This window comes from Mycetocola tolaasinivorans (assembly GCF_003667565.1).
Lineage (GTDB): Bacteria > Actinomycetota > Actinomycetes > Actinomycetales > Microbacteriaceae > Mycetocola > Mycetocola tolaasinivorans.
Genome location: NZ_RCUX01000004.1, coordinates 93076 through 115976, shown reverse-complemented (window position 1 = coordinate 115976; position 22901 = coordinate 93076). Strand labels below are relative to the sequence as shown.

The 22901-nt window shown below is 65.1% G+C and carries 21 protein-coding genes; 10 read left to right on the top strand and 11 right to left on the bottom strand.

Annotation, left to right across the window (positions count from 1 at the left end):
* Positions 1-90: 90 nt before the first annotated feature.
* The 5 genes from D9V32_RS06015 to D9V32_RS05995 all read right to left on the bottom strand — a co-directional run bounded on the left by D9V32_RS06015 (position 91) and on the right by D9V32_RS05995 (position 4743).
* Positions 91-1104 carry a hypothetical protein gene (locus D9V32_RS06015; protein WP_121648002.1) on the bottom strand — a complete coding sequence of 338 codons (1014 nt, stop codon included), beginning with the start codon at positions 1102-1104 and terminating at the stop codon, positions 91-93.
* A 94-nt stretch (positions 1105-1198) separates the two neighbouring features.
* Entirely contained in the window at positions 1199-2506 is a 1308-nt protein-coding gene (locus D9V32_RS06010) for a citrate synthase (RefSeq protein ID WP_245982106.1), read from the bottom strand.
* 181 nt (positions 2507-2687) lie between these two features.
* Positions 2688-3818 (bottom strand): succinyldiaminopimelate transaminase, encoded by a 1131-nt coding sequence (dapC, locus tag D9V32_RS06005; protein WP_121648000.1) that lies wholly within the window; start codon positions 3816-3818, stop codon positions 2688-2690.
* 4 nt (positions 3819-3822) lie between these two features.
* Positions 3823-4143 (bottom strand): ferredoxin, encoded by a 321-nt coding sequence (fdxA, locus tag D9V32_RS06000; protein ID WP_121647999.1) that lies wholly within the window; start codon positions 4141-4143, stop codon positions 3823-3825.
* Between the two features lie 69 nt (positions 4144-4212).
* Entirely contained in the window at positions 4213-4743 is a 531-nt protein-coding gene (locus tag D9V32_RS05995) for a DUF6113 family protein (protein WP_147440411.1), read from the bottom strand.
* A 199-nt stretch (positions 4744-4942) separates the two neighbouring features.
* On the opposite strand from D9V32_RS05995, the gene efeU reads away from it, so the two are divergent.
* The 8 genes from efeU (at position 4943) to D9V32_RS05955 (ending at position 12746) form a co-directional block, all read left to right on the top strand.
* Positions 4943-5815 carry an iron uptake transporter permease EfeU gene (gene efeU / locus D9V32_RS05990; protein WP_121647997.1) on the top strand — a complete coding sequence of 291 codons (873 nt, stop codon included), beginning with the start codon at positions 4943-4945 and terminating at the stop codon, positions 5813-5815.
* A gap of 65 nt (positions 5816-5880) precedes the next feature.
* Positions 5881-7077, top strand: coding sequence for an iron uptake system protein EfeO (gene efeO / locus D9V32_RS05985; protein WP_121647996.1), 1197 nt, complete (start codon positions 5881-5883; stop codon positions 7075-7077).
* 56 nt (positions 7078-7133) lie between these two features.
* Positions 7134-8435, top strand: coding sequence for an iron uptake transporter deferrochelatase/peroxidase subunit (gene efeB / locus D9V32_RS05980; protein ID WP_183086210.1), 1302 nt, complete (start codon positions 7134-7136; stop codon positions 8433-8435).
* Positions 8436-8536: 101 nt separating this feature from the next.
* Positions 8537-9436, top strand: coding sequence for an aminoglycoside phosphotransferase family protein (locus tag D9V32_RS05975; protein WP_121647995.1), 900 nt, complete (start codon positions 8537-8539; stop codon positions 9434-9436).
* A 168-nt stretch (positions 9437-9604) separates the two neighbouring features.
* Entirely contained in the window at positions 9605-10282 is a 678-nt protein-coding gene (locus D9V32_RS05970) for a SipW-dependent-type signal peptide-containing protein (RefSeq protein ID WP_121647994.1), read from the top strand.
* Positions 10283-10294: 12 nt separating this feature from the next.
* The gene (locus tag D9V32_RS05965; protein WP_121647993.1) at positions 10295-10918 is read left to right on the top strand and encodes a SipW-dependent-type signal peptide-containing protein; all 624 of its coding nucleotides are present in this window, start codon (positions 10295-10297) and stop codon (positions 10916-10918) included.
* A gap of 2 nt (positions 10919-10920) precedes the next feature.
* Complete coding sequence (locus D9V32_RS05960) at positions 10921-12180, top strand: signal peptidase I (RefSeq protein WP_245982102.1); 1260 nt, start codon at positions 10921-10923, stop codon at positions 12178-12180.
* Positions 12181-12260: 80 nt separating this feature from the next.
* A complete protein-coding gene (locus D9V32_RS05955; RefSeq protein WP_147440410.1) occupies positions 12261-12746 on the top strand; it encodes a hypothetical protein in 486 nt (161 codons plus the stop codon).
* Between the two features lie 57 nt (positions 12747-12803).
* Here the strand turns inward: D9V32_RS05955 and typA are convergent, their stop codons facing one another.
* The 6 genes from typA to D9V32_RS05925 all read right to left on the bottom strand — a co-directional run bounded on the left by typA (position 12804) and on the right by D9V32_RS05925 (position 21048).
* Positions 12804-14720, bottom strand: coding sequence for a translational GTPase TypA (gene typA, locus D9V32_RS05950; protein ID WP_121647990.1), 1917 nt, complete (start codon positions 14718-14720; stop codon positions 12804-12806).
* 231 nt (positions 14721-14951) lie between these two features.
* Complete coding sequence (locus D9V32_RS05945; RefSeq protein ID WP_121647989.1) at positions 14952-15509, bottom strand: hypothetical protein; 558 nt, start codon at positions 15507-15509, stop codon at positions 14952-14954.
* A gap of 118 nt (positions 15510-15627) precedes the next feature.
* Positions 15628-17346, bottom strand: coding sequence for a dipeptide ABC transporter ATP-binding protein (locus D9V32_RS05940; RefSeq protein ID WP_121647988.1), 1719 nt, complete (start codon positions 17344-17346; stop codon positions 15628-15630).
* Positions 17343-18299 carry an ABC transporter permease gene (locus D9V32_RS05935; RefSeq protein WP_121647987.1) on the bottom strand — a complete coding sequence of 319 codons (957 nt, stop codon included), beginning with the start codon at positions 18297-18299 and terminating at the stop codon, positions 17343-17345. Before D9V32_RS05935 ends, D9V32_RS05940 begins: the two co-directional genes overlap by 4 nt.
* Complete coding sequence (locus tag D9V32_RS05930) at positions 18289-19218, bottom strand: ABC transporter permease (protein ID WP_121647986.1); 930 nt, start codon at positions 19216-19218, stop codon at positions 18289-18291. Before D9V32_RS05930 ends, D9V32_RS05935 begins: the two co-directional genes overlap by 11 nt.
* Positions 19219-19428: 210 nt before the next feature.
* Complete coding sequence (locus tag D9V32_RS05925; protein WP_121647985.1) at positions 19429-21048, bottom strand: peptide ABC transporter substrate-binding protein; 1620 nt, start codon at positions 21046-21048, stop codon at positions 19429-19431.
* 252 nt (positions 21049-21300) lie between these two features.
* On the opposite strand from D9V32_RS05925, the gene D9V32_RS05920 reads away from it, so the two are divergent.
* The gene (locus D9V32_RS05920) at positions 21301-22104 is read left to right on the top strand and encodes a CPBP family intramembrane glutamic endopeptidase (RefSeq protein WP_121647984.1); all 804 of its coding nucleotides are present in this window, start codon (positions 21301-21303) and stop codon (positions 22102-22104) included.
* Positions 22105-22167: 63 nt separating this feature from the next.
* Positions 22168-22842, top strand: a complete 675-nt coding sequence (locus tag D9V32_RS05915; protein ID WP_121648172.1) for an NUDIX hydrolase — start codon at positions 22168-22170, stop codon at positions 22840-22842.
* Positions 22843-22901 lie beyond the last annotated feature (59 nt).

Here is a 22901-nt window from a genome sequence, read left to right as displayed (position 1 = left end):
TCCACGCTCACGCAGCGTGGCGGACATCGAGTGTCCTCGAACTGGGGGCAGCCGCACGTGTAAACCCCTACCGGAACTGAAACGGACCGATTAAATCCACGTGGAAATCAGCGCGATGGCCGTCAGCAGCGCGGCGGTCGAGACGAGCCAGACCGTGGCCGACATCGCGCGCACGGTGAAGGCAGCGACGGCGGAGGTCAGCGCCAGCAGCATGAGGATCGTGATGGCGACGCTCGGGGTGGCCGAGTCAATGCTTTCGCCCGGGTGGGTGGAGAAAATCAGGTTGGAAACGCGATCCAGGGCGAGCAGCCAGCCCAGCGTCGCCGTCGACAGCGACACCGTGATGAGGGCCGTCAATACTCGCCGAGACCGCGCCTCTTCGGGGCCATCGACGGCTGTCTCCGCACGCGACCGGACACTGCGGGCAATAGCGATAAACCCGCTCGCGAGGAGCATCCCGAGCAGACAACCGGGCAGGTAGGACCACAGGGCCAGCATCGGGATGGCTACCCCGGAACCCAGCGCGCTGACAATGTCCCATCCGCCTAGGCTCATTCCCATGAAAACCGGGATGGCCAAGCCGATCGCGAAGATCACCCGGCTCACGATTCGGTGGAGCGTGGCGGCGCTGCGCTCGGGAGCCCACGGGGAGGAGCGCAGGACGACCACGGCCACCGCGACCCACACGAGAACGAGGCACGCTCCCAGCACCGGGATCAGGATGGGGTAGCGCACGCTCGTGCCCACGCCCTCGATCAGGGACTGGATCAGACCGAAGGTGAGAGCCGGCATCCCCCACGCGCCGCCGAGCCCCAGCGCGGCGGCGACCACGAGGGTGGCGTTTCCGCCCGAGAGAATGCGAATGCGAGCGATGAAGCGGGTAACCAGCATTGATCCGAGCACAACCCACGGCGCCCCGAAGTAGATGATCTGGGGGTCGAAGTAGGGTGACCCGGAAATCGGGACGAAGATTAGGGGCAGGATCAGAATGATGAGCGCCGCGAGGCCACCCACCATGTTGAGCCAGGCGGCTTCCTGCGCCGAAATGAGCGGTTTCCGCTTGGCGGAAGGCTCACTACCGGTGCCGAGAGGGAGGGAAGTCATGGCCCCAGCTTAGGCGTCTTCCCAATACACAACGCCACCCTCCGAAGAGGATGGCGTTGTATGAGGTGCTGCTGCGGCCTAGCGTTGCAACGGCTTAGCGCTGCGGCAGATCGCGCTCCGGCTCGCCGATGTAAAGCTGCTGCGGCCGCCCGATCTTGTTCTGCGGGTCGAGGTTCATCTCGCGCCAGTGGGCGATCCAGCCGGGGAGGCGGCCGATGGCGAACAGTACGGTGAACATGCGGGTGGGGAAGCCCATGGCCTTGTAGATCACGCCGGTGTAGAAGTCGACGTTGGGGTACAGGCGACGCTCCTTGAAGTAGTCGTCTTCGAGGGCGAGCTGCTCGAGTTCCATCGCGAGGTCGAGCATCGGATCCTTGACGCCGAGGGCCTGCAGCACCTCGGTGGCGCTCTCCTTGACGAGCTTGGCGCGCGGGTCGTAGTTCTTGTAGACGCGGTGTCCGAAGCCCATGAGCTTGACGCCGTCTTCCTTGTTCTTGACCCGCTCGACGAAGCGCTTGACGCCCTCGCCGGAGTCCTGAATGCGGCCGAGCATCTCGAGCACGGCCTCATTTGCACCACCGTGCAGCGGTCCGGACAGGGCGTTGATGCCCGCGGAGATCGATGCGTAGAGGTTTGCGCCGGTGGAGCCCACGAGGCGCACGGTGGAGGTGGAGGCGTTCTGCTCGTGGTCGGCGTGCAGGATGAGGAGACGGTCGAGCGCGGTGGAGAGCACCGGGTTGATCTCGTAGTTCTCGGCCATGTTGCCGAAGTTCAGCTTGAGGAAGTTGTCAACGAAGCTGAGCTTGTTGTCCGGGTAGAGGAATGCCTGGCCGAGCGCCTTCTTGTGCGCGTAGGCGGCAATTACCGGAAGCTTGGCGAGCAGACGGATGGTGGTCAGTTCGACGTGCTCGGGGTCGTGCGGGTCGGCGCCGGACTCGTAGTAGGTCGACAGGGCCGACAGGGCGCTGGAGATCACCGACATGGGGTGTGCGGTGTGCGGCAGGGCCGAGAAGAAGCGCTTGAGGTCTTCGTGCAGCAGCGTGTGGCGGCGGATCCGCTCGTCAAACTCGCCGAGCTGGTCGGCGGTGGGAAGCTCGCCGTAGATCAGCAGCCAGGCGACCTCGAGATAGGTCGAGCCGGCGGCCAGCTGCTCGATGGGGTAGCCGCGATAGCGCAGGATGCCCTGATCGCCGTCGATATAGGTGATCCTCGACTTGGTTGCGGCGGTGTTCACAAAGCCGTAGTCCAGGGCGGTGAAGCCGCTCTGCCGCGTCAGCGATGACACGTCCAGGCTCGATGCGCCCTGGCTGGCTCCCAGAATCGGGAACTCGGCGGTGCCGCCGGGGAAGGTCAGGGTAGCTTTCTGCCCGGAAAGATCGTTGTGCGCTCCGTTGTCGCCCACGGTGCCTCCTTGGTTGATTTTCGCTCGTGGCCGCACGCACAGTCGTCTGCGCTGGCGGCCCGGGGTGCGGCACTCGGATAGAGGCCTCATTTGGGGAAGGTTCGCTCCCATCCTAATCGTGTCTGGTGGTGAAGTTCACACCATCACGATGATCGGGCAGGAAAATCGAAAGGATTTCCGGCTACGCCGCCGGGGTTCCCTCGCCCTCGTGCACACGCTCGCGCAGCCGGGTAGCGGCACGGGCGATATCGGCGTCACTCGCGGTCAGCGAGAGACGAACGTTGTGGGGTGAGTGGTCACCGTAGAAGTGGCCGGGGCCGGCCATGATGCCGAGCTCCGCCAGGCGCTCCAGTGATTCCAGCGCGGGCTTTCCCTCGGTCACCCAGAGGTAGAGCCCCGCCTCGCTGCCCTCGAGGGTGAAGCCAGCATCGAGGAGCGCGGGCAGGAGCACCGCGCGGCGGGCACGATAGGTTTCGCGCTGCGCGGCCACGTGCGCGTCATCGCCGAGCGCCACGGTCATCGCGTGCTGCAGAGGTGCCGGGACGATCAGGCCCGCGTGCTTGCGAACGGTCACGAGTCGGGCGATCAGTGCCGGGTCTCCGGCGACGATGCCCGCACGGTAACCGGCGAGGTTTGACTGCTTCGACAGCGAGTAGATCGCGAGGCGATCGGTACGCTCTCCCAGGCGGTCATCGAGGATGCTCGGGATCGGGATGTCGTCCCAGGGCGCTTCCCAGCCCAGCTCGGCATAGCACTCGTCATTGACGATGACGGCTCCCAGCTCGCGGGCACGCTCCACCCGGAGACGCAGATCCTCGAGGGACCACACTCGGCCATCCGGGTTTCCGGGGCTGTTCAGCCAGATCAGGCGGGTAGATTCCGGCCACTCGGCGGGATCGTCGGCGGCGAGGAACTCCGCCCCGGCGATGGCTGCACCGATCGCATAGGTCGGGTAGGCCACGCGCGGGCCCACCACGGTGTCGCCCTCGCCGAGACCCAGCAGGAACGGCAGCAGCGCCACCAGCTCCTTGGACCCGATGGTGGGCAGCACGGCGTCCACGCCCAGACCACTCGCTCCGCGGCGCCGCGCATACCAGTCGCCGATCGCGGCCCGCAGCTCGGGGGTGCCCACCGTGGTGGGGTACGCGTGGGCGTCGGTGGCTTCGGCGAGCGCCGCCCGGATGAGGTCCGGGGTCGGATCAACCGGGGACCCGATCGAGAGATCGATCATCCCCTCGGGGTGTGCCTTCGCCGTCGCGATAAACGGGGCGAGGGTGTCCCATGGGTAGTCCGGGAGCGGCTGCAGCGCCATCGTGTTATCCGGCCTGCGGGGGCAGGACGGAGATCACCGGGTGATCGAAGTCCAGGGTGCCGAGCTTGGCGGCACCGCCCGGGGAGCCGATCTCCGAGAAGAACTCGACGTTGGCCTTGTAATAGTCGGCCCACTCGTCGGGGAGGTCATCCTCGTAGTAGATGGCCTCAACCGGGCATACGGGCTCGCAGGCACCGCAGTCCACGCACTCGTCGGGGTGAATGTACAGCGACCGTTCACCCTCGTAGATGCAGTCCACGGGGCACTCATCGATGCAGGCGCGGTCTTTGACGTCCACGCAGGGCAGGGCAATGACGTAGGTCACGGTAAAAACGGTCCCTTCAAAACAGGTGAATAGAGAAGTGTGGGGGTCGCGATGGTGCGCGACGGCCGGCTAGCCGGGTTGGCCAGGGTGGCCGGGAGCGGCGCCCGATACCGGGCGCACGGGTTTGGAAAAGCGCGGCCAGGCGATCACGATGGTCGCGATCAGCACGGGACCCAGCGTCCAGACCAGGGAGTTTGTGGAGTTATCGATCAGGATGGTGCCGCCCGTGCCGGGCACGGTGAACAGCGCGATCACGCCGATCAGGCCGATGCCGGTGGCGATGACGGCGGCGCGACCCGGCGAGACGAGACGCACACCGAGCATGAGCGCGAGGCTCGCGGCCAACCCGAGGAGCAGACCATAGGGCACGTCAATGCCCGCCACCGTCACGGTGTTGGGATGCGCGACCGTTCCCACCATTCCCATCAGGGCACCGGCCAGAAACGCCAGAATCAGGCTGGGAATGCGGCTTGCCACGCGGGGCTTCTCGGTGCTCTCCGCAGCGGATCCGGCCGCGGGAAAACCGACGCCGAAGGCCGTCTCTGCGGTTCCGCTCGGAGTTGTCCGAGGGGTCGCGGGGAAATCGGCGGGGTTGGTCACGTGTCCAGTGTACTCCGACGCCGGTGCGGGGCCGTGACCGAGGTCGATCTTGACACGCACTCTTCCGTGTCTATTTAGGGCATGCTAGCCTACATCTCACGGCACCCGTTGACGCCACGAGCGACCGTTCTTCCTACTCGTTCCGGCCCTCCGGCTCGCCCCGTGCGCGCCCGATCGCCCCATCCTGTGAATCGGTACAGTGTTCGCTAACTATCTCATCGGCCTTCGCGAGGGCCTCGAAGCCGCCCTCATCGTGGGCATCCTCATCGCCTACCTGGTCAAGATTGATCGGCGCGACCTCCTCGGCCGAGTCTGGGCCGGTGTCGCCATCGCCATCGCCGTAGCGCTCGGTGTGGGGGCCATCCTCACCTGGGGCCCGTATGGGCTGAGCTTCCAGGCGCAGGAAATCCTCGGTGGCGGGCTCTCCATCGTTGCCGTGGGCTTTGTGACCTGGATGGTGTTCTGGATGGGTCGCACCGCCAAGGACCTCGCGACCAACCTGCGCTCCGGCATCGATCGCGCCGCCCAGGGCGCGGGCTGGGGCATCGTGCTCCTCGCATTCCTCAGCGTGGGCCGCGAGGGCGTGGAAACCGCACTGTTTGTGTGGTCTACCGTGGGCCCCAGCTCGGACACCTCCTCGGGAGCGGCCTGGGGTGCTTTCACCGGGGTGCTCCTCGGCATCCTGACCGCGGTGGTCCTCGAACTACTCATCTACCGCGGCCTGCTGCGCATCAACCTCTCGAAGTTCTTCACCTGGACCGGCTACGCCCTCATCGTGGTGGCCGCCGGCGTCCTCGCCTACGGCGTGGGTGATCTGCAGGAGGCCGGCGCCCTGCCCAGCTGGGGCGCTCCGCTCTACGACATCAGCGGCGTGATCCCGCCCACGGGCGTACTCGGTTCCCTGCTGGGCGGGCTCTTCGGGTTCACCCCGATCCCCACTCCCCTGCAGGTGGTCGCCTGGGTGCTGTACCTCGTGACCTGCCTCATCCTCTTTACCCGCCTGGTGCGCTCAAAAAAGAGCCCGGCCACAGCCTCGGCATCCGCACCGGCCACCGTGCCCGAGACCGCCTAGTGCGCGCGCCCTCCCCCGTTCCCCCGTCACCCCATACATTCGCTGATTCTGCTTGGAGTAACCGCATGAGTGCGTCCCCCATCCGTCCCGCCCGCATCGCGAGCATTGTCTCCGGTGCGGCGCTGCTCACCCTGGCCCTGGCCGGCTGCGTGCCCAATAATCCCACCTCGGGCACCGCCCTCACGGTGGACATCACCGACACCACCTGTGTGGTCTCGGCAAACACCGCTCAGGCCGGCACGGTGAAGTTCACCGCGAAGAACACCGGCAAGCAGGTCAACGAGTTCGAGATTCTGGCCGCGGATAAGCTGCGCATCGTGGGCGAGAAGGAGAACATCACGCCCGGACAGAGCATCGACTTTGTCACCCATCTGGAGCCGGGTACCTACTACACCGAGTGCAAGACCGGCATGGTGGGTGAGGGTGTGGGCACCACGAAGTTCACGGTGACCGGCACGTCCGCCAAGATCGACGCCTCGAAGCAGCAGCAGATCGACACCGCGGTAACCAACTACATCGGCTACATCAAGGACCGCACCGCGGCGCTCGTGCCCGCGGTCAAGGAGTTCACCGATGCCTACCGCGGTGGCGATGATGCAAAGGCCCGCGAGCTCTACGCGCTCGCCCGGGTGAACTACGAGCGGATCGAGCCCACCGCCGAGGCCTTCGGCGATCTCGACCCGAAGATCGACGTCCGCGAGGGCGACGCGAGCGAGGACGGCGTGCCCTTCATCGGATTCCACCGCATCGAGAAGGATCTCTGGGCACCCGCCGGGTTTACGCCGAGCGATGCCGCCGGCCGTGCGGTTCTTGCCGACGGCCTGGTGCAGGACATTCAGAAGCTCTACGACCTGGTGCACGAGAAGGACTTCACCGTGAGCCTGGACGACATCTCCAACGGCGCGATCGGTCTGCTCGATGAGGTCGCCACCTCGAAGATCACCGGCGAGGAGGACGAGTTCTCGCACACCGACCTCTATGATTTCCAGGCCAACGTCGAGGGTGCCGCCGTCGCCTACGGCAACGTGCGCGATATCGCGAAGGCCGCGGACGCCGAGGGCGCAAAACTCGTCGAGTCGATCGATGCGAAACTCACCTCACTCAACACGCTGCTCGCAACCTACGGTTCGATCGATGCCGGCTTCGTCGCCTACAACACCCTGACCACCGACCAGGTCAAGGAGCTCTCGGACGAGATCAACGCGCTGTCCGAGCCGCTGTCGAAGCTCACCCACACCGTCCTCGGGGTCTCCACCAAGTGAGCACTCCCACGCACAATCCCGCCGACTCCGTCCCCGGAGTCGGCGGGGCCGCCGGGGTGAGCGGCCAGGACACTGCCGAGCACCTCGCGGTGAGCGGCCAGGACGCTGCCGAGCGCCCCGGGGTGAGCCGGCGCGGCCTGCTCGGCCTGGCCGGTGCGGCAATCGGTGGCCTCGCACTGGGTGCCACCGGCGGGGCCGTCACGGCCACCGCCGTGGCCGCCGCGGCAACCAACACCAGCTACCCCTTCTTTGGCGAGCACCAGTCCGGCATCGTCACGCCCACGCAGGATCGCCTGCACTTCGCCGCCTATGACATCAGCCCGGGGACCTCGCGGGCCGACCTCATCGCCCTCCTGGAGGACTGGACGGCCGCCGCGGAACGCCTGACCCGCGGCCTCGACGTCTCCGAAACCGGTGCGGTGGGCGGCCCGGCACTCGCCCCGCCGGATGACACCGGTGAGGCACAGGGCCTGCCCGCGAGCGGGCTCACGCTCACCTTCGGTTTTGGCCCCGGCGTCTTCACCGACGCCCAGGGGCGGGATCGCTTCGGGCTGGCCTCCCGGCGCCCGCCCGAGCTGGTCGACATTCCGAGCTTCCCCGGCGACGCACTCGAGCACGCCTCGAGCGGCGGCGATCTCTGCATCCAGGCCTGCGCCGACGACCCGCAGGTCGCCGTCCACGCGATTCGAAACCTCTCCCGTATTGCCTTCGGTCGCGCCTCGATCCGCTGGTCGCAGCTGGGGTTCGGACGTACCTCCTCGACCTCGCGTGCGCAGGTGACCGAGCGCAACCTCTTCGGGTTCAAGGACGGCACCGCAAACATCACCTCCGAGGACACCGCCGCGGTGGAAAAGGACGTGTGGGTGGGCGGAAACTCCTGGCTTTCCGGAGGCAGCATCCTGGTGGCGCGCAAGATTCGCATGATCATCGAGACCTGGGATCGCACCAGCCTCGACGAGCAGGAGCGGGTGATCGGCCGCACCAAGGGCGCGGGCGCGCCCCTCTCCGGAGGCGATGAGTTCACCCCGGTGAAGTTTCATCACGCGGGCCCGGATGGCCGAAAGCTCGCGGTGAACTCCCACGTGGCCCTCGCCCACCCGGATCAGAATCACGGGGCCCGAATCCTACGCCGCGGCTACAACTACGTTGACGGCAACGACCAGCTGGGGCGGCTGAACGCCGGACTGTTCTTCCTGGCGTTCCAGGCCGACCCCCGCACCGCGTTCATCCCGATGCAGAAGCAGCTGGCCCATTCGGATCTCCTCAACGAGTACATTCGCCACGTGGGTTCGGCAATTTTTGCCGTGCCACCGGGGGCGAAGCCTGGCGAGCACATCGGGGCGGGCATTTTCGGTTAGGCGAAACCCCGTCTCGATGAGGCGTGTTGCCGTTCACTGGCGTATTCTGAAATACTCCGCCATTCTTTCCCGACCCACAAAGGACAGCCCTCGCGCCTCTCATGACCCACCTTCCCGCCGCCGACATTCGCATCGACGAGGCCCTGGTCTCGGAACTGCTGCGATCCGGCGCACCCGCCCTCGCGCATCACGCGCCGGTGGCTTCGGGCGAGGGGTTTGACGCGGTGATGTATCGGGTTGGTCCGGAGCACGCGGTGCGGTTGCCTCGGCGGGCGCACGCGGCCGACCTGATCGAGATCGAACAGCGCTGGCTGCCGGTCCTCAGCGAAGGCATCGCCACGCAGACCCCGGTGGCTCTGCTCGCCGGGAAGGCCTGTGCAGAGTTCCCCCGCCCCTGGTCGATCGTGCCGTGGATCGAGGGCGAGACGGTGGCCTCGATGCCGGTAGCCGAACGATCCGGGCTCGCCGTTGGCCTGGCTCGTTTTGTGGGAGACTTCCAGCGTGCGGCACCGGCGAGCGCTCCGGCCAATGCCTATCGCGGGGTTCCGCTCCAGAACCGCGACCATGATGTGCGCGGATACCTGCAGACCGCGGGTATTTCTCAGTCTGACGAGCTGTTGGAGATTTGGGAGCAGGCACTCCGTGCCCCCGTGTGGAACGGCCCCGCGCTCTGGCTGCACGGCGACCTTCACCCGGGAAACCTGATCGCCCGTGACGGTGTTCTCACCGGTGTTATTGACTTTGGTGATCTCACCGCCGGCGATCCCGCGACGGATATCGCCACCGCCTGGTTGACCCTCAACCGCGAGGATCGCGACCTGTTCTTCGAGGCCATCGAGCCGAGCTACGACCTGGACGAACCGCTTCTCGAGCGCGCCCAGGGCTGGGCCCTGCTGATGTCCGTCGCCATTCTAAGCGCCGCACCGGACAACCCCGATCTGGTGGGCATTGCACGCCACACCATCGCGCAGCTCGTCGCCGAGGAACGCGGCCTGTTCTAGCGGTTTTTGCCGGAATCTCGCCCAAAAGGCCGCCCCGCCAATTGGGTACGTATTTCCGTTCGATTCCCCCCGGACGGGTCTAGTGCAACAGTCGTTACAGTTTCTAGCCTGAGGTCAGGCGCATCCGCGTCTGCGGTTATGTCACTCACCTCAGCGAAGGAACTCACCATGACAGAGTCAACTTCGGCCCCGGTTCTCACCCCGACCGAGGTCACCCGTACGTCCCGAGGAAAGGCCGTTCGTGCGGTCCTGGCCGGTGGACTCGTCCTGGGGATCGGCGCCGCCGTGACCCTGGCCGCCTGGAACGATTCCGAGTTTGTGCGCGGAGTTTTCGGCGCCGGCAAGTTCAACGTGCAGGGTTCGGTTTCCGGTACCGCGGGTACCTTTAGCGACCACGACACCGCCGGTGCACCCGCAACCCTGGCGTTTACCCTGCCGCTGAGCACCAACCTGGCACCGAGCAGCGTGGTCTACGCCCCGTACTTTGTGCAGCTTACGAATGACACCACGACGAACGCGGCCCTCTCGGTCACCTCGCTGGCGAGCTCCGAGAAGGCGGGCGCTCCCGCTAACGCCGCGAACCTCAGCTACAGCGTGTACGGCATCGCCCCCGCTGCGACCTGCAACGCGGCCACCGTGGGCTCGCTCACCGCCATCGCGTCGGGAACGACCCTGACCTCGGCGGCCACGCTGACCGGCACGACCCCGGTGAGCCTCGCAAAGAGCACCGACGGCACCGCTCCGGGTGCCACCCAGCAGCTGTGCTTCGTGGTCACCGCCGGTGCCGGGCTCGCCCAGGCCGGGGAAACCACGGCAACCTGGCAGCTGACCGCCGTCTCTCAGTAACGGGCCATTCTCATGGGCCGACACACTCGGCACTCGCGCGCCGCAGCCGGATCCTCGTGGATCCGGCTGCGAGCGCTGCTCGCGGGAGGCCTGGTACTCGGGGTGGGCGGGAGCCTGACGCTCGCCGCCTGGACCGATCCGGAGGCCGTTCAGGGAACCTTCACATCGGGCGTCTTTGATATCCAGGGCAGCACCGATGGGACAAACTTTTCCTCGCACCCGTACGCGAGTCCCGCTGCCCTCACCTTTACCGCGGGGGCTACCGCGATGCTCCCCGGCACCACCGTGTACTCGGCCTTCAGCCTGCGCACCACGGCAACCAGCGTGGGTGGCAACATCGCGATCAATGCGGATGCCGCAAACACCGCGACCGGCACCCTCGGCCCGTTTCTGACCTACGAGCTTCGTCGAGTCACGAGCCGGGCAAACTGCGTGGCCGGGTTTGGAACGGGAAGCGTCAGCTTGGCTGCACCGGGCAGTACGCTCTCCGCCCCGATTACGGAAAACCTCGCGCTGGCCGGTGCGGGGGCCGTCGTGCACTACTGCTTCGCGATCACCCTCCCCTCGACGGCGACGAACGCCGCACAGGGGCAAACACTCTCGGCGCGATGGACGTTCAACGGAACGGTGGGCTAGCCGTGGCAGTCCACACGGTGACCCCGCGATCCCCCACCCGGGTCGGCGCTCGGCTGGGCAACCTGCTCCTCAATCTGGCGGCGGTGGCGGGCGCGCTCTGCATCGTGCTCGTGATTCTGGCATTTGTGTTCAACATCACCCTGATCATGTTCAAGACGGGTTCGATGGCCCCGACCATTCCCGCCGGATCGGTGGCCCTCGTACGCGAGGTGCCCGCGAGCGAACTCCGGGTGGGCGATGTAGTCACGGTGGATCGCCCCGGCCAGTTGCCGATCACCCACCGCGTCACATCGGTGTCCGAGGGCAGCGGCCCCGACTCTCGATCCATCACGATGCGCGGCGATGCCAACGCCATCGAAGACCCCGCCCCCTACGTGATCTCACAGGCACGGCTCGTGATCGGCTCGCTGCCCGGCCTCGCCTACGTCGTGGTGTGGTTTGGGAACCCGTGGGTCCTGGGCTCACTCACCCTCGCACTCTCGGCACTCGTGACCTGGGCGTTCTGGCCGCGCGGCGCTCGCCCCGCTCCGGAACCGCGACGCCGCGGGCGTCACGCGACCGGTGTCGCAACGCTCGCAGTAGCCATCGGGGTGGCCGCGGCGTCCCTCGCCGCACCGTCTCCCGCCCAGGCCACCGCGGTGCCCGAGGGGCCCACCGAAAAAACCCTGACCGCGCGTACGTTCTCCCTGGTCTCGGTCACCGATACCTATCGCATGGCAAATATGACGCCGGGCGAGTCCGTCAACTGGGATCTCGGGGTGCGCTCGCGCTCCACCGGCCCGCTGACGGTGTCCATCGCGGCCTCCGGGGAGGAACGGCTGGGGCTCGTGGCCGGTTTTAGCGCCTGCGCGGATCGCTGGCAGGGGGACGCCTGTGTGCCCGGTGCCACCAGCGTCTCCGCTCCGGATCGGCTGCGCCTGGACGGTGTGCAGCGCACCGTGTCCAACGTCGCCTCCGGCGACACCCGCTGGTACCGCATGACCGTGACGCTGCCCACCGCGCCCGATCCGACGGTTCCGGCGGAGGCAGCCAGCCAGGTAGTTCTCCGGATCACCGATCCAGATGGCACCACCATTGAGGTTCCCAGCGAGCCCGGCGTCTCTCCCGGCGTCACTCCCCCGCCCGTGCCGGGCGAGGCCGGCGGCCTTCCACACACCGGTGGCACGGTCGATCTCGGCCGCATGCTGCTCGCTTTGCTGGCTATCGGCGCCGGCGTCCTATTCGCCGGAATCGCACGCACGCTCCGTGGCAGGGCAATGTGATGTTGGCACTCAAGCAAAGATCTCACACGACACCGCATTTGTTTGCGGGTCTTCGCCGTGTACTGCTGGGTGCCCTCGCGATGTTCTGCGCCGTTCTTCTCTTCACCCCGATGGAAGCAACCGAAGCATCCTGGTCTGATGAGGAGGCTGTCGCAGGAACCCTTGGTGCCCTCACACTCCCCACGGTGCAGGCCCCCATCACGTGTGTTAAGAGCAACACCCCGGTGCTCGGAGGCGGACTGTTGAGCACGATGGTTGATATTTCGTGGGCGGCTCCGGCTGGCATGCCGGCAGGTGCCTACTACCAGGTCACCGCATCGCGAGTGGGGGTGACCGGGGTAGCCCCGATGGATCCGATCACCGAAAGTACTATCAATATTAAGCTAGGGCTCCTCGGCGACCCCCTGGGGCTTCTGCTTGGAACCTCGGGCACCCTAAAGCTCACGGTACAGGTGGTACTCCTCAAGCCAGATGGGAGCGTTGGATGGACTTCGCCGCCGAGCGTAGAACGCACATTCACCTACACCGCTCCAACATTCATCCTCGGCGGCGGCTACGGGTGCTAAACACCGCGCCCCGCGACTCCATCAGGAGCCGCGGGGCGCGGTGTTGAGCCGAGGGGTTTAGCCCTTCTGCTCGGCCTGCTTCTTCAGACGCGAGTACTCGCGCTGACGGTCGCCGGCGTTCAGGGACAGCTTGCGAATACGGATCGCCTCGGGGGTAACCTCAACACACTCGTCTTCACGGGCGAACTCAAGGCTCTCCTCGAGCGACAGCACGCGCGAGGGGGTCATCGACTCGAAGGAGTCAGACGAGGCGGCACGCATGTTGGTGAGCTTCTTTTCCTTGGTGATGTTGACGTCCATGTCGTCGGCGCGAGAGTTCTCACCGATGACCATACCCTCGTACACGTCCTCGGTGGGCTGTACGAAGAAGCTCATGCGCTCCTGCAGGGCGATGATCGCGAAGGGGGTAACCACACCGGCGCGGTCGGAGACGATCGAACCGTTGTTACGGGTGATGATCTGACCGGCCCAGGGCTCGTATCCGGCGGACAGCGAGTTGGCGATACCGGTACCGCGGGTCTGGGTCATGAACTCGGTACGGAAGCCGATGAGGCCACGTGCCGGAACAACGAACTCCATGCGGACCCAGCCGGTGCCGTGGTTCGACATACCCTCCATGCGGCCCTTACGGGTGGCGAGGAGCTGGGTGATCGCACCCAGGTACTCTTCCGGAGCGTCGATGGTGAGGTGCTCGTAGGGCTCGTGAACCTTGCCGTCTACGCGCTTGGTCACAACCTGCGGCTTACCGACGGTGAGCTCGAAGCCCTCACGACGCATCTGCTCGACGAGGATCGACAGGGCGAGCTCGCCTCGACCCTGCACCTCCCACGCGTCGGGCTGACCGATGTCGAGAACCTTCAGCGACACGTTACCCACGAGCTCACGGTCCAGACGGTCCTTGATCATGCGGGCGGTCAGCTTGTGACCCTTGACGCGGCCAACCAGCGGCGAGGTGTTGGCACCGATGGTCATCGAGATGGCGGGGTCATCGATTTCGATGGCCGGCATCGGGCGGATGTCCTCGGGGTCGGCCAGGGTGTCACCGATGGTGATCTCCGGGATACCGGCAACCACGACGATGTCACCGGGGCCACCGGACTCGGCCGGGTAGCGGTCCAGCGCACGGGTCATGAAGAGCTCGGTGATACGCACGTTGGAGTGCGTGCCATCGCCCTTGACCCAGGCCACGGTCTCACCCTTGCGGATGGTTCCGTTGATCACGCGCAGCAGCGCGAGACGGCCGAGGAACGGCGAGGAGTCCAGGTTGGTGACCCAGGCCTGCAGCGGGGCCTCGTCGTCGTACTGGGGAGCGGGGATGTGCTCGATGATTGCGGCGAACAGCGGCTCAAGGTTTTCGCTGTCCGGCAGGGTGCCGTTTTCCGGCTTGACGCTGGAGGCGCGGCCGGCCTTACCCGAGGCGTACACCACGGGAACGTTCAGGATGGCGTCGAGGTCCAGATCGGGGTGCTCGTCGGCCATGTCGGAGGCCAGACCCAGGAGGAGGTCCTGGCTCTCGGCGACGACCTCATCGATGCGAGCATCGGGACGGTCGGTCTTGTTGACCAGCAGAATAACCGGCTTGTTGGCCTCGAGGGCCTTACGCAGCACAAAGCGGGTCTGCGGCAGCGGGCCCTCGGAGGCGTCAACGAGGAGGCACACGCCGTCCACCATCGACAGACCACGCTCCACCTCGCCACCGAAGTCGGCGTGGCCGGGGGTGTCGATCACGTTGATGGTCATCGCGCCGTCAACGGCGTGCTCACCCTCATACTTGATCGCGGTGTTCTTGGCGAGAATGGTAATACCCTTCTCGCGCTCCAGCTCGTTGGAGTCCATGGCACGCTCTTCAACGTGCTCGTGGGCGGTGAACGAGTTGGTCTGCTGGAGCATGGCGTCGACCAGGGTGGTCTTGCCGTGGTCAACGTGGGCAACAATAGCCACGTTTCGGAGATTCGCGCGCGAGGCAAGCGCCATGAAAGAGGTCCTTCGCAGGTGTTGACGCCGCGGCGGAAGGGCCCTTGCGGCGAGGTGAACGGTGGGGCGCGGCTCGGCCCAACGTTATATTTTACCGCACCACGGAGTATTCAGCCTAACCGGTTCCTGGCCGACTGGGAAACTCGGGTGGAGTTTTGCCCGTATGTGCGGGTGTTTTTTCTCGCTCTGGGGCGTGAAAGAAACGGTCTAAACCGTCTGTACGGGTCCGGGTTAGGCGATCGTGAGCAGCGCCCAGATCACGAGCACGAGGCCGAGCAGCAGCGCCGGGGTGTTCCAGGTGGTGGTGGCACCCTTCCCCATCGACTTTCCGCGGCCCTCCTGCCACACCTCGCTGAGGTGATCCAGCGGGGTGGCCTTGGTGCGGTCCACCGGCTTCATCGAGCCGAAGCCGTTGCCACGCGGGCGCCCGCCCACGGGACCGCCCCAGGCCTTGATCGGGGCACCCTCACGCAGCATGAAAACAAACTGGTGGTGATCCGTCATCTTCGAGACGGCGGACCACGGAAACTCGTGGCGGCGCAGAATGTTGTAGACCACGACCACGCGGTCGGTGTAGCCGATGTACGGCTGCAGGGCGGTCATGTAGAGCACCCACAGCACGAGGAGCGTCCAGGGCAGGGCGGAGAACACGACATCCCAGCGGCCGCGGAACGCCGACTCCCCCAGCAGCAGGGCACCGATGATGGCGAAGGCGTAGAACGCGACGACGCCGCTGCGTGCCCGCATGATGAAGAGGTTTTCGGGGCGCGGAGGGAAGAAGCGGTTCACCCGCCCAGTCTACAGGCCCGCGCGGCGGCGGCGACCCGGCCGAACATACCGGCCGCGGCGCACACAAAACCGCCCGGCACCTCCGAGGGGAGGTACCGGGCGGCGTACGGAAAAACCGTTAGAGTCCGAGCGAGATGCCGGCGCCGGGAATGGCGTCCAGCAGTCGACGGGTGTAGTCCTGCTTGGGGTTACCAAACACCTCATCGGTGCTGGCAGCCTCAACCAGCTTGCCCTGCTCCATCACGCAGACGTTGTCCGCGATTACACGCACAACCGCGAGGTCGTGGGTGATGAACAGGTAGGTGAGCTCCAGCTCCTCCTGCAGCTCCGCGAGGAGCTGCAGAACCTGGGCCTGCACCAGCACGTCCAGGGCGGACACGGCCTCATCCAGCACGATGATCTCGGGCTTCAGAGCCAGCGCACGGGCAATTGCCACGCGCTGACGCTGTCCACCGGAGAGCTCGTTCGGGTAGCGGCCGAACATTGCCTTGGGCAGCGACACCTGGTCGAGCAGCTCGTTCACGCGGTTACGACGCGACTTGGCATCGCCCACCTTGTGTACGGACAGCGGCTCGCCGATGATGTTACCGATCGACTGCAGCGGGTTCAGCGAACCATACGGGTCCTGGAAGACGGGCTGCATCTTGCGACGCAGCTTGAACAGGCCCTGGTTGTCGAGACCAGCGAGCGACTCGCCATCGACCCGGATATCACCCGAGGTGATGGTCTCCAGGCCGAGCAGCATGCGCGCGATGGTTGACTTACCCGAGCCGGACTCGCCCACGATGGCCGTGGTGGTGCCCTTCTCCACGGCGAAGGACATCTTTTCCACCGCGGTGAAGTCAACGGAGCGACCGTTGCCCTGACGGATCTTGAACACCTTGGTGACGTCGTCGACCTCGATGGCGTTGGGGCGGGGGCCCTGCTTTGCCTTGAGCTCGGCGCGACCGGCCGCGGCGGCGACGAGGTCGAAGTCCACGGTCCCGGTCTGGGTGCTGACCTCGAGCTCGGAGAGCTGCGCGTCCGCGGCCTGGATGCGGCGCGAGGCGAGGCTCGGTGCCGCGGCCACGAGCCGCTTGGTGTACGGGTGCTGCGGGTTCTGCAGGATCTCGACCGAGGGGCCGGCCTCCACGATGCGACCCTTGTACATCACCACGAGCTGCTTGGCACGCTCGGCGGCGAGGCCGAGGTCGTGGGTGATGAAGATCACGGCGGTGCCGAGCTCCTTGGTCAGCGACTCCAGGTGATCGAGGATCACGCGCTGCACGGTCACGTCGAGCGCCGAGGTGGGCTCATCCGCGATCAGCAGCTTGGGGTTTGCCGAGAGGCCCATACCGATGAGCACGCGCTGACGCATACCACCGGAGAACTGGTGCGGGTACTGCTTCATCCGGCGGTCGGCGTCTGCGAGGCCGGCCTCCTTCAGAACCTCGATGGCGCGCTTCTTGACCGCCTTGCGGCCGGTGGCGATGCCGTTTGCACGGACCGCCTCCTCCACCTGGAAACCAATCGACCACACCGGGTTGAGGTTCGACATCGGGTCCTGCGGAACAAAACCGATCTCGCGACCGCGCAGGTGCTCCATCTCCTTGCGGCTGAGCTTGGTCAGGTCACGGCCGTCGAACTCAATCGAACCGTTCGTGATGTGACCGGTGCCCGGCAGCAGGTTGATGATCGACGTCGCGGTCGTGGACTTGCCCGAACCGGACTCACCCACGATGGCCAGGGTCTCGCCCGCGTTGAGGTCGAGGTTGACACCGCGCACGGCCTGCACGAGGCCGTTCTGGGTCTTGAACGCGATCTCCAGATCGCGAATCTTCAGCAGTGGTTCGGTCATCGACGTGCCCTCGCCTTCGGGTCGAGCGCGTCACGAACTGCCTCACCAAGCATGATGAATGCCAGGACGGTAACCGACAGCGCGATGGACGGGTAGATCAGGGTCATCGGCGAGTTGCGCAGGTTGTCCTGTGCCGCACCGATGTCGTTACCCCACGACATGATGGTGGTGGGCAGACCCACACCCAGGTAGCTCAGCGTTGCCTCGGCCACGATCGCGCCGGCGAGCGACAGGGTCGTGATCACGATCACCGGAGCGATCGAGTTGGGCAGCACGTGCCGGATCAGAATCTTGAAGTTCGAGAGTCCGATCGACTTTGCACTGGTGATGAAGTCGGCCTGCTTCACGCGGATAATCTCCGCTCGAAGCACACGGGCCGTTGAGGGCCACGCGAACAAACCAATCGCGAGCGAGATCACCCAGACGTTGCGGTCCTCAGCCTTGAACTGCGACATGATGACGATGGCGGCGAGGATGTAGGGAATCGAGAAGAAGATGTCGCCGGCGCGCGAGAGCACCGAGTCGACCCATCCACCGTAGAAACCGGAGATCGCACCAAAGACCAGGCCGAGGGTGAAGACGAGTACGGTCACGATCAGACCCACGGACACCGAGGTGCTGGTTCCGTGAATGATGCGCGAGTAGACGTCACAGCCCTGCATGGTGAATCCGAGCAGGTGCCCGGGCTCGCTGCCGCCGTTGGAGTTGTCGAGGTCACAGGCATCCGGGGCCACCGAGGTGAACAGCTGCGGGAAGATTGCGACAACCGCGACCAGCAGAATCAGGGCCAGCGAGATCCAGAACGAAACACGACCGCGCAGATCCTGCCAGGCGTCCGTCCAGAGGTTGCTGGGCTTCTCGTCTACCGAAACAGCGTCGACCGCTGCCAGAGGGGTATCCTCCAGCGGGGCCACATAGTGCCCGGGACCGGGCGTGTAGTTGCTATTTGACATAACGGATCCTTGGGTCGAGCACGGCGTACAGCAGGTCGATCAGCAGGTTCAGGATCAGGTACAGCAGCACCATCACCGTCACGAAGGACACAACGGTGGGGCCTTCGCTCTGCCTAATCGCCTGGAACAGGGTGCGTCCCACGCCGGGGACGTTGAAGATACCCTCGGTCACGGTGGCACCAACCATCATCACACCGAGGTCGGTACCAATGTAGGTAACCACCGGAATCAACGAGTTACGCAGAATGTGAACCGGGATCACCCGTCCGCGGGAAAGACCCTTACCGTACGCGGTGCGCACGAAGTCCTGTCCGGCGGTCTCGATGACCGAGGTGCGTGCGAGCCGGATAATCTGCGCGACCGAAGCCGTCGCCAGCACGATTGCCGGGAGCATGAGATCGCTCCAGGGCGCTCCCTCTCCCACCGTGGCTCGGAAGATACCGAGCTGGAAGCTGAGCAGATACTGCAGCACGAACGCGATCACGAAGATCGGCAGCGAGATCAGCAGCAGGCTGAACGCCAGGATGATGTTGTCGCTCGCGCCACCCTTGCGCAGACCCGAGAGCAGACCCAGACCGATACCGAAAACGGTCTCGATGATCAGGGCGAGCAGCGCGAGGCGCAGGGTCACGGGGAAGGTGGACTGCAGGACCGAGATCACGGGCTGGCCGGAGTAGGTGGTACCCAGGTCTCCGACGAAGATGCCGCCGAGGAATCGGAGGTACTGCATGATGAACGGCTCGTTCAGGTGGTACTGCTCGCGCAGCGCCTCGATCTGAGCCGCAGTGGGGGTCTTATCTCCGAACAGAGCCAGGATGGGGTCGCCCGGCATGGCGAAAACCATGTAGTAGATAAGGAGAGTGGTTCCCAGGAGTACCGGGATAGCCTGAAGGAGGCGGAAAAAGATATACCTTGCCATATCGTTTATACCGCCCCGGTTGCGGGGTTACGCATGATGAATGATGGAGCCTCTCTGATGAGGAAAAACACTGCCTCCGTGGGGGCAACAGGTTGAGGGGGGCGAATGATTTCCGGTCGTAACCGGTACACACTCGCCCCCCTCGAGTAACAGGAAATAATTACAGAGTTCTCACTCTACAACGATTTTTGTTACATCCGTGAGTCGAAACTACTTCTTGGTGATTCCCTCGTAGATCGGCTGGCTGTTCCAGGAGAAGACGACGTTGTCGACCTTGTCGCTGAATCCACCGTTGACGGTGGAGTACCACAGCGGGATTGCCGGCAGGTCGGTGAAGAGGATCGTCTGAGCAGCCTGGAACTTCTTGTTGGCGTCATCGATGTTGGTAGCGGCCAGACCATCCTTCAGGAGGGCGTCGACCTCGGGGTTGCTGTACTTACCGTCGTTGGAGCTGGCGCCGGTGGCGTACAGCGGTGCGAGGAAGTTGTACAGACCCGGGTAGTCACCCTGCCATCCGGTACGGAAAGCGGTCTGGATGTTGCCGCTGGTGACTTCCTGACGGAAGGCCGAGAACACCGGCACCGGTGCGCCCGAGGCGTCAATGCCGAGAACGTTCTTCAGCTGGTTGGTGACTGCGTCAACCCAGCTCTGGTGTCCACCATCTGCGTTGTACGCAATCTGGAAGGTACCCGACCACGGCTTGATAGCGTCGGCCTGAGCCCACAGCTCCTTGGCCTTGTCAGCGTTGAAGTTCACAACATCGCTGCCCTCGACATCAGCCGAGTAACCGGGGATAACCGGCGAGGTGAAGTCGTGAGCGGGGGTGCGGGTCTCCGAGAAGATGGTCTTGGTGATCTGCGGGCGGTTGATGGCCTGCGAGATCGCCGCGCGACGCAGCTTGCCCTCTTCACCGGAGAAGTGCTCGAGGCGCTCCGGAATGGTGAAGGACTGGAAGATAGCGGCCGGCTGGTTGATGGCGCGCTTGCCCAGGTCGTCCTGGAACTTAGCCAGGTCGGAGGACGGGATCTGGTCCAGAACGTCGAGGTTGTTCGAACGCAGGTCTGCGTAAGCAGCGGTCGGGTCAGAGTAGAAGACGATGGTCAGGCCGTCGTTCTTCGCCTCACGCGGGCCCTTGTACTTCTCGTTCTTGACGAGCTTGATGTTTTCCTTGTGGGTCCACGCCTTGTCGCCGGCCAGCTTGTAGGGGCCGTTACCGATCGGGTGCTCACCGAACGCCGCAGCGTCCTTGATTGCTCCCTCGGGCAGCGGCACGTATGCCGAGTAGCCGAGACGCAGCTCGAAGTCCGAAACCGGCTGGTTCAGGGTGATGGTGAACTCGGTGTCCGAAACGACCTTGAGGCCGGTCAGCTCCGAGTCAGCTTCAGCGTTGAAGCCCTCGATGTCCTCGAAGAAGGACTGGTTGTTCTGCTTGCTGGAGACCTGGGCAGCCCAGTTCCATGCATCCACGAACGACTTGGCGGTGACCTTCTCGCCGTTGGAGAATTCGCGGTCGTCGTTCAGAACGACGGTGAAGTGCTGCGAGTCCTCGGTCGTGATCGACTTGGCGACGTCCAGCTGCGGTGCACCCTTGGCGTCATAGCTGACGAGACCGGTGAACAGCGAGTTGATGATGCGACCGCCACCGGTTTCGTTGGTGTTGGTGGGAACGAGGCCGTTTTCGGGCTCCGAGCCGTTTGCGGTGATGATGGCCTTGCCACTGTTGTCACCCGAGCCGGCGTTGTCGCCGCCGTTGGTGGAGCAGCCCGAGAGCACGAGAGCGCCCGAGGCAGCCAGGGCAATGGCACCTACGCCAAAGCGATTCAGCTTCATTATTCCTCCTGGAATGTGTCAGAACGCGCACAGAGATGTACCCCGTGCGGGTTCTCTTGGATGACACCAGCGTAGATAGGTTTCGCTCGTTTCACAAAACAGACGCACGGATTGTTACCGAGCGGATACACAGTTGGCATTCCGTTGTAATAAGTGAACAAGAACCGTCACGTTCACCGAGCATTCGCTGTGGGTCCCAACACTCGGGTTTCTGCGCGTTACGATAAGGGTCTGCCTGAAGGGAACCCCGCCATGTCGTTACTTCCCGAGCGGGATGCCGCCTTTGAACACCCGCGCCGCCGGATCGGCACCGAAATTGGGATCGTACTGGCCCTCTCTTTGGGGGCCTCGGCGCTGTACTCGATCCTCAGCCTGATCGCGCGGCTCACCGCCGAAACCCCGCTGGGTAATCAGAGCACCGGCATCAACCAGGCCACCTCCACTCGCGAATGGCTTGACTTCACCAACCAGTTCCTCGGGTTTGCCCTGGGGCTCGCGCCGGTAGCACTGGTGCTGTTCCTGCTGTGGCGTCCGGGGCTCAGCCCCTTTACTCAGCTGGGTCTCGACGTGCGCCCGCGGCTGCTCGCCCGGGACACCCGGCGCGCGCTGTTCCTCGTGGCCGTCATCGGGATCCCCGGAATCGCGCTCTACGCGGTCGGGCGGCTGCTCGGCATCACGGTCGCGGTGCAGGCTGCACCCACCGATCAGTACTGGTGGACGATCCCCATGCTGGTGCTGGCCGCACTGAAGGCCGGGCTCACCGAGGAGATCATCGTGGTGGGATACCTCTATAAGAGGTTGGATCAGCTCGGCTGGGGGAAGTGGAAGGTCCTGATCGCCAGCGCCCTGCTGCGCGGCAGCTACCACCTCTATCAGGGCATCGGCCCGTTCATCGGCAACGTCGTGATGGGTCTCGTCTTCGGCTGGTGCTATCGCCGCTGGGGCCGCGTGATGCCGCTCGTCATCGCCCACACCATCATCGACATCATCTCGTTTGTGGGTTACCCGCTCGCACTGGCCTGGTGGCCGGGCATCTTCGGGGTGACGGGTAAGTAGGCGTTAGGGTGCTACCGACACTAAGCTTGCGTCAACCCGTCAGCCGATCCCGGAGGCCCCGTGATTACGTCCGCTCCCATTGAGCTTGCCGTCTCCACGGTAATCTTCGCGCTGCGCCCAGCGGCAGACTCTTCCCGGCGCACCGTGTGGCTTCCGCTGGTGCGGCGCATTCGCGAACCCGAGCAGGGAAAGTGGGCGTTGCCCGGCGGGCCGTTGGAACCGGATCAGGAGCTCTCGGAGTCGGCGGCGTTTACGCTGAACGAAACCACGGGTCTCTCCCCCAGCTATCTCGAGCAGCTCTTCGCGTTTGGAAATGTGGATCGCTCCCCCGGTAACCGCGTGGTGTCCATTATCTATTGGGCACTCGTGCGCGAGGAGGAGGCGGCCGAGGCCGTGGTCACCGAAAACGTGCGCTGGTTCCCCGCGGACGATCTGCCCGAGCTCGCCTTCGACCACGCCGAAATCGTAAGCTACGCGCTGGGGCGGCTGCGCGGCAAGCTCGAGTATTCCAACCTGGGCCACGCGTTCCTCGGCGAGCTCTTCACACTCTCGACACTGCGTGAGGTGTACGAAGCCGTGCTTGATCGTCGCATTGACCCGGCAAACTTCCGCCGGCAGGTCGAGACCAGCGGGCTGGTCCGCGCCACTGACCAGGTACAGACCGGCGGCCGCCATCGCCCCGCCCGGCTCTATCGCTTCGCGACGCCGGCGGCATCCACCGCACCGACGCAGGAGTAGGTGCCCGCCTCAGCCCTAGCTCTCGGTCCACAGCCATGCATCCCACAACGTAGAGGGAG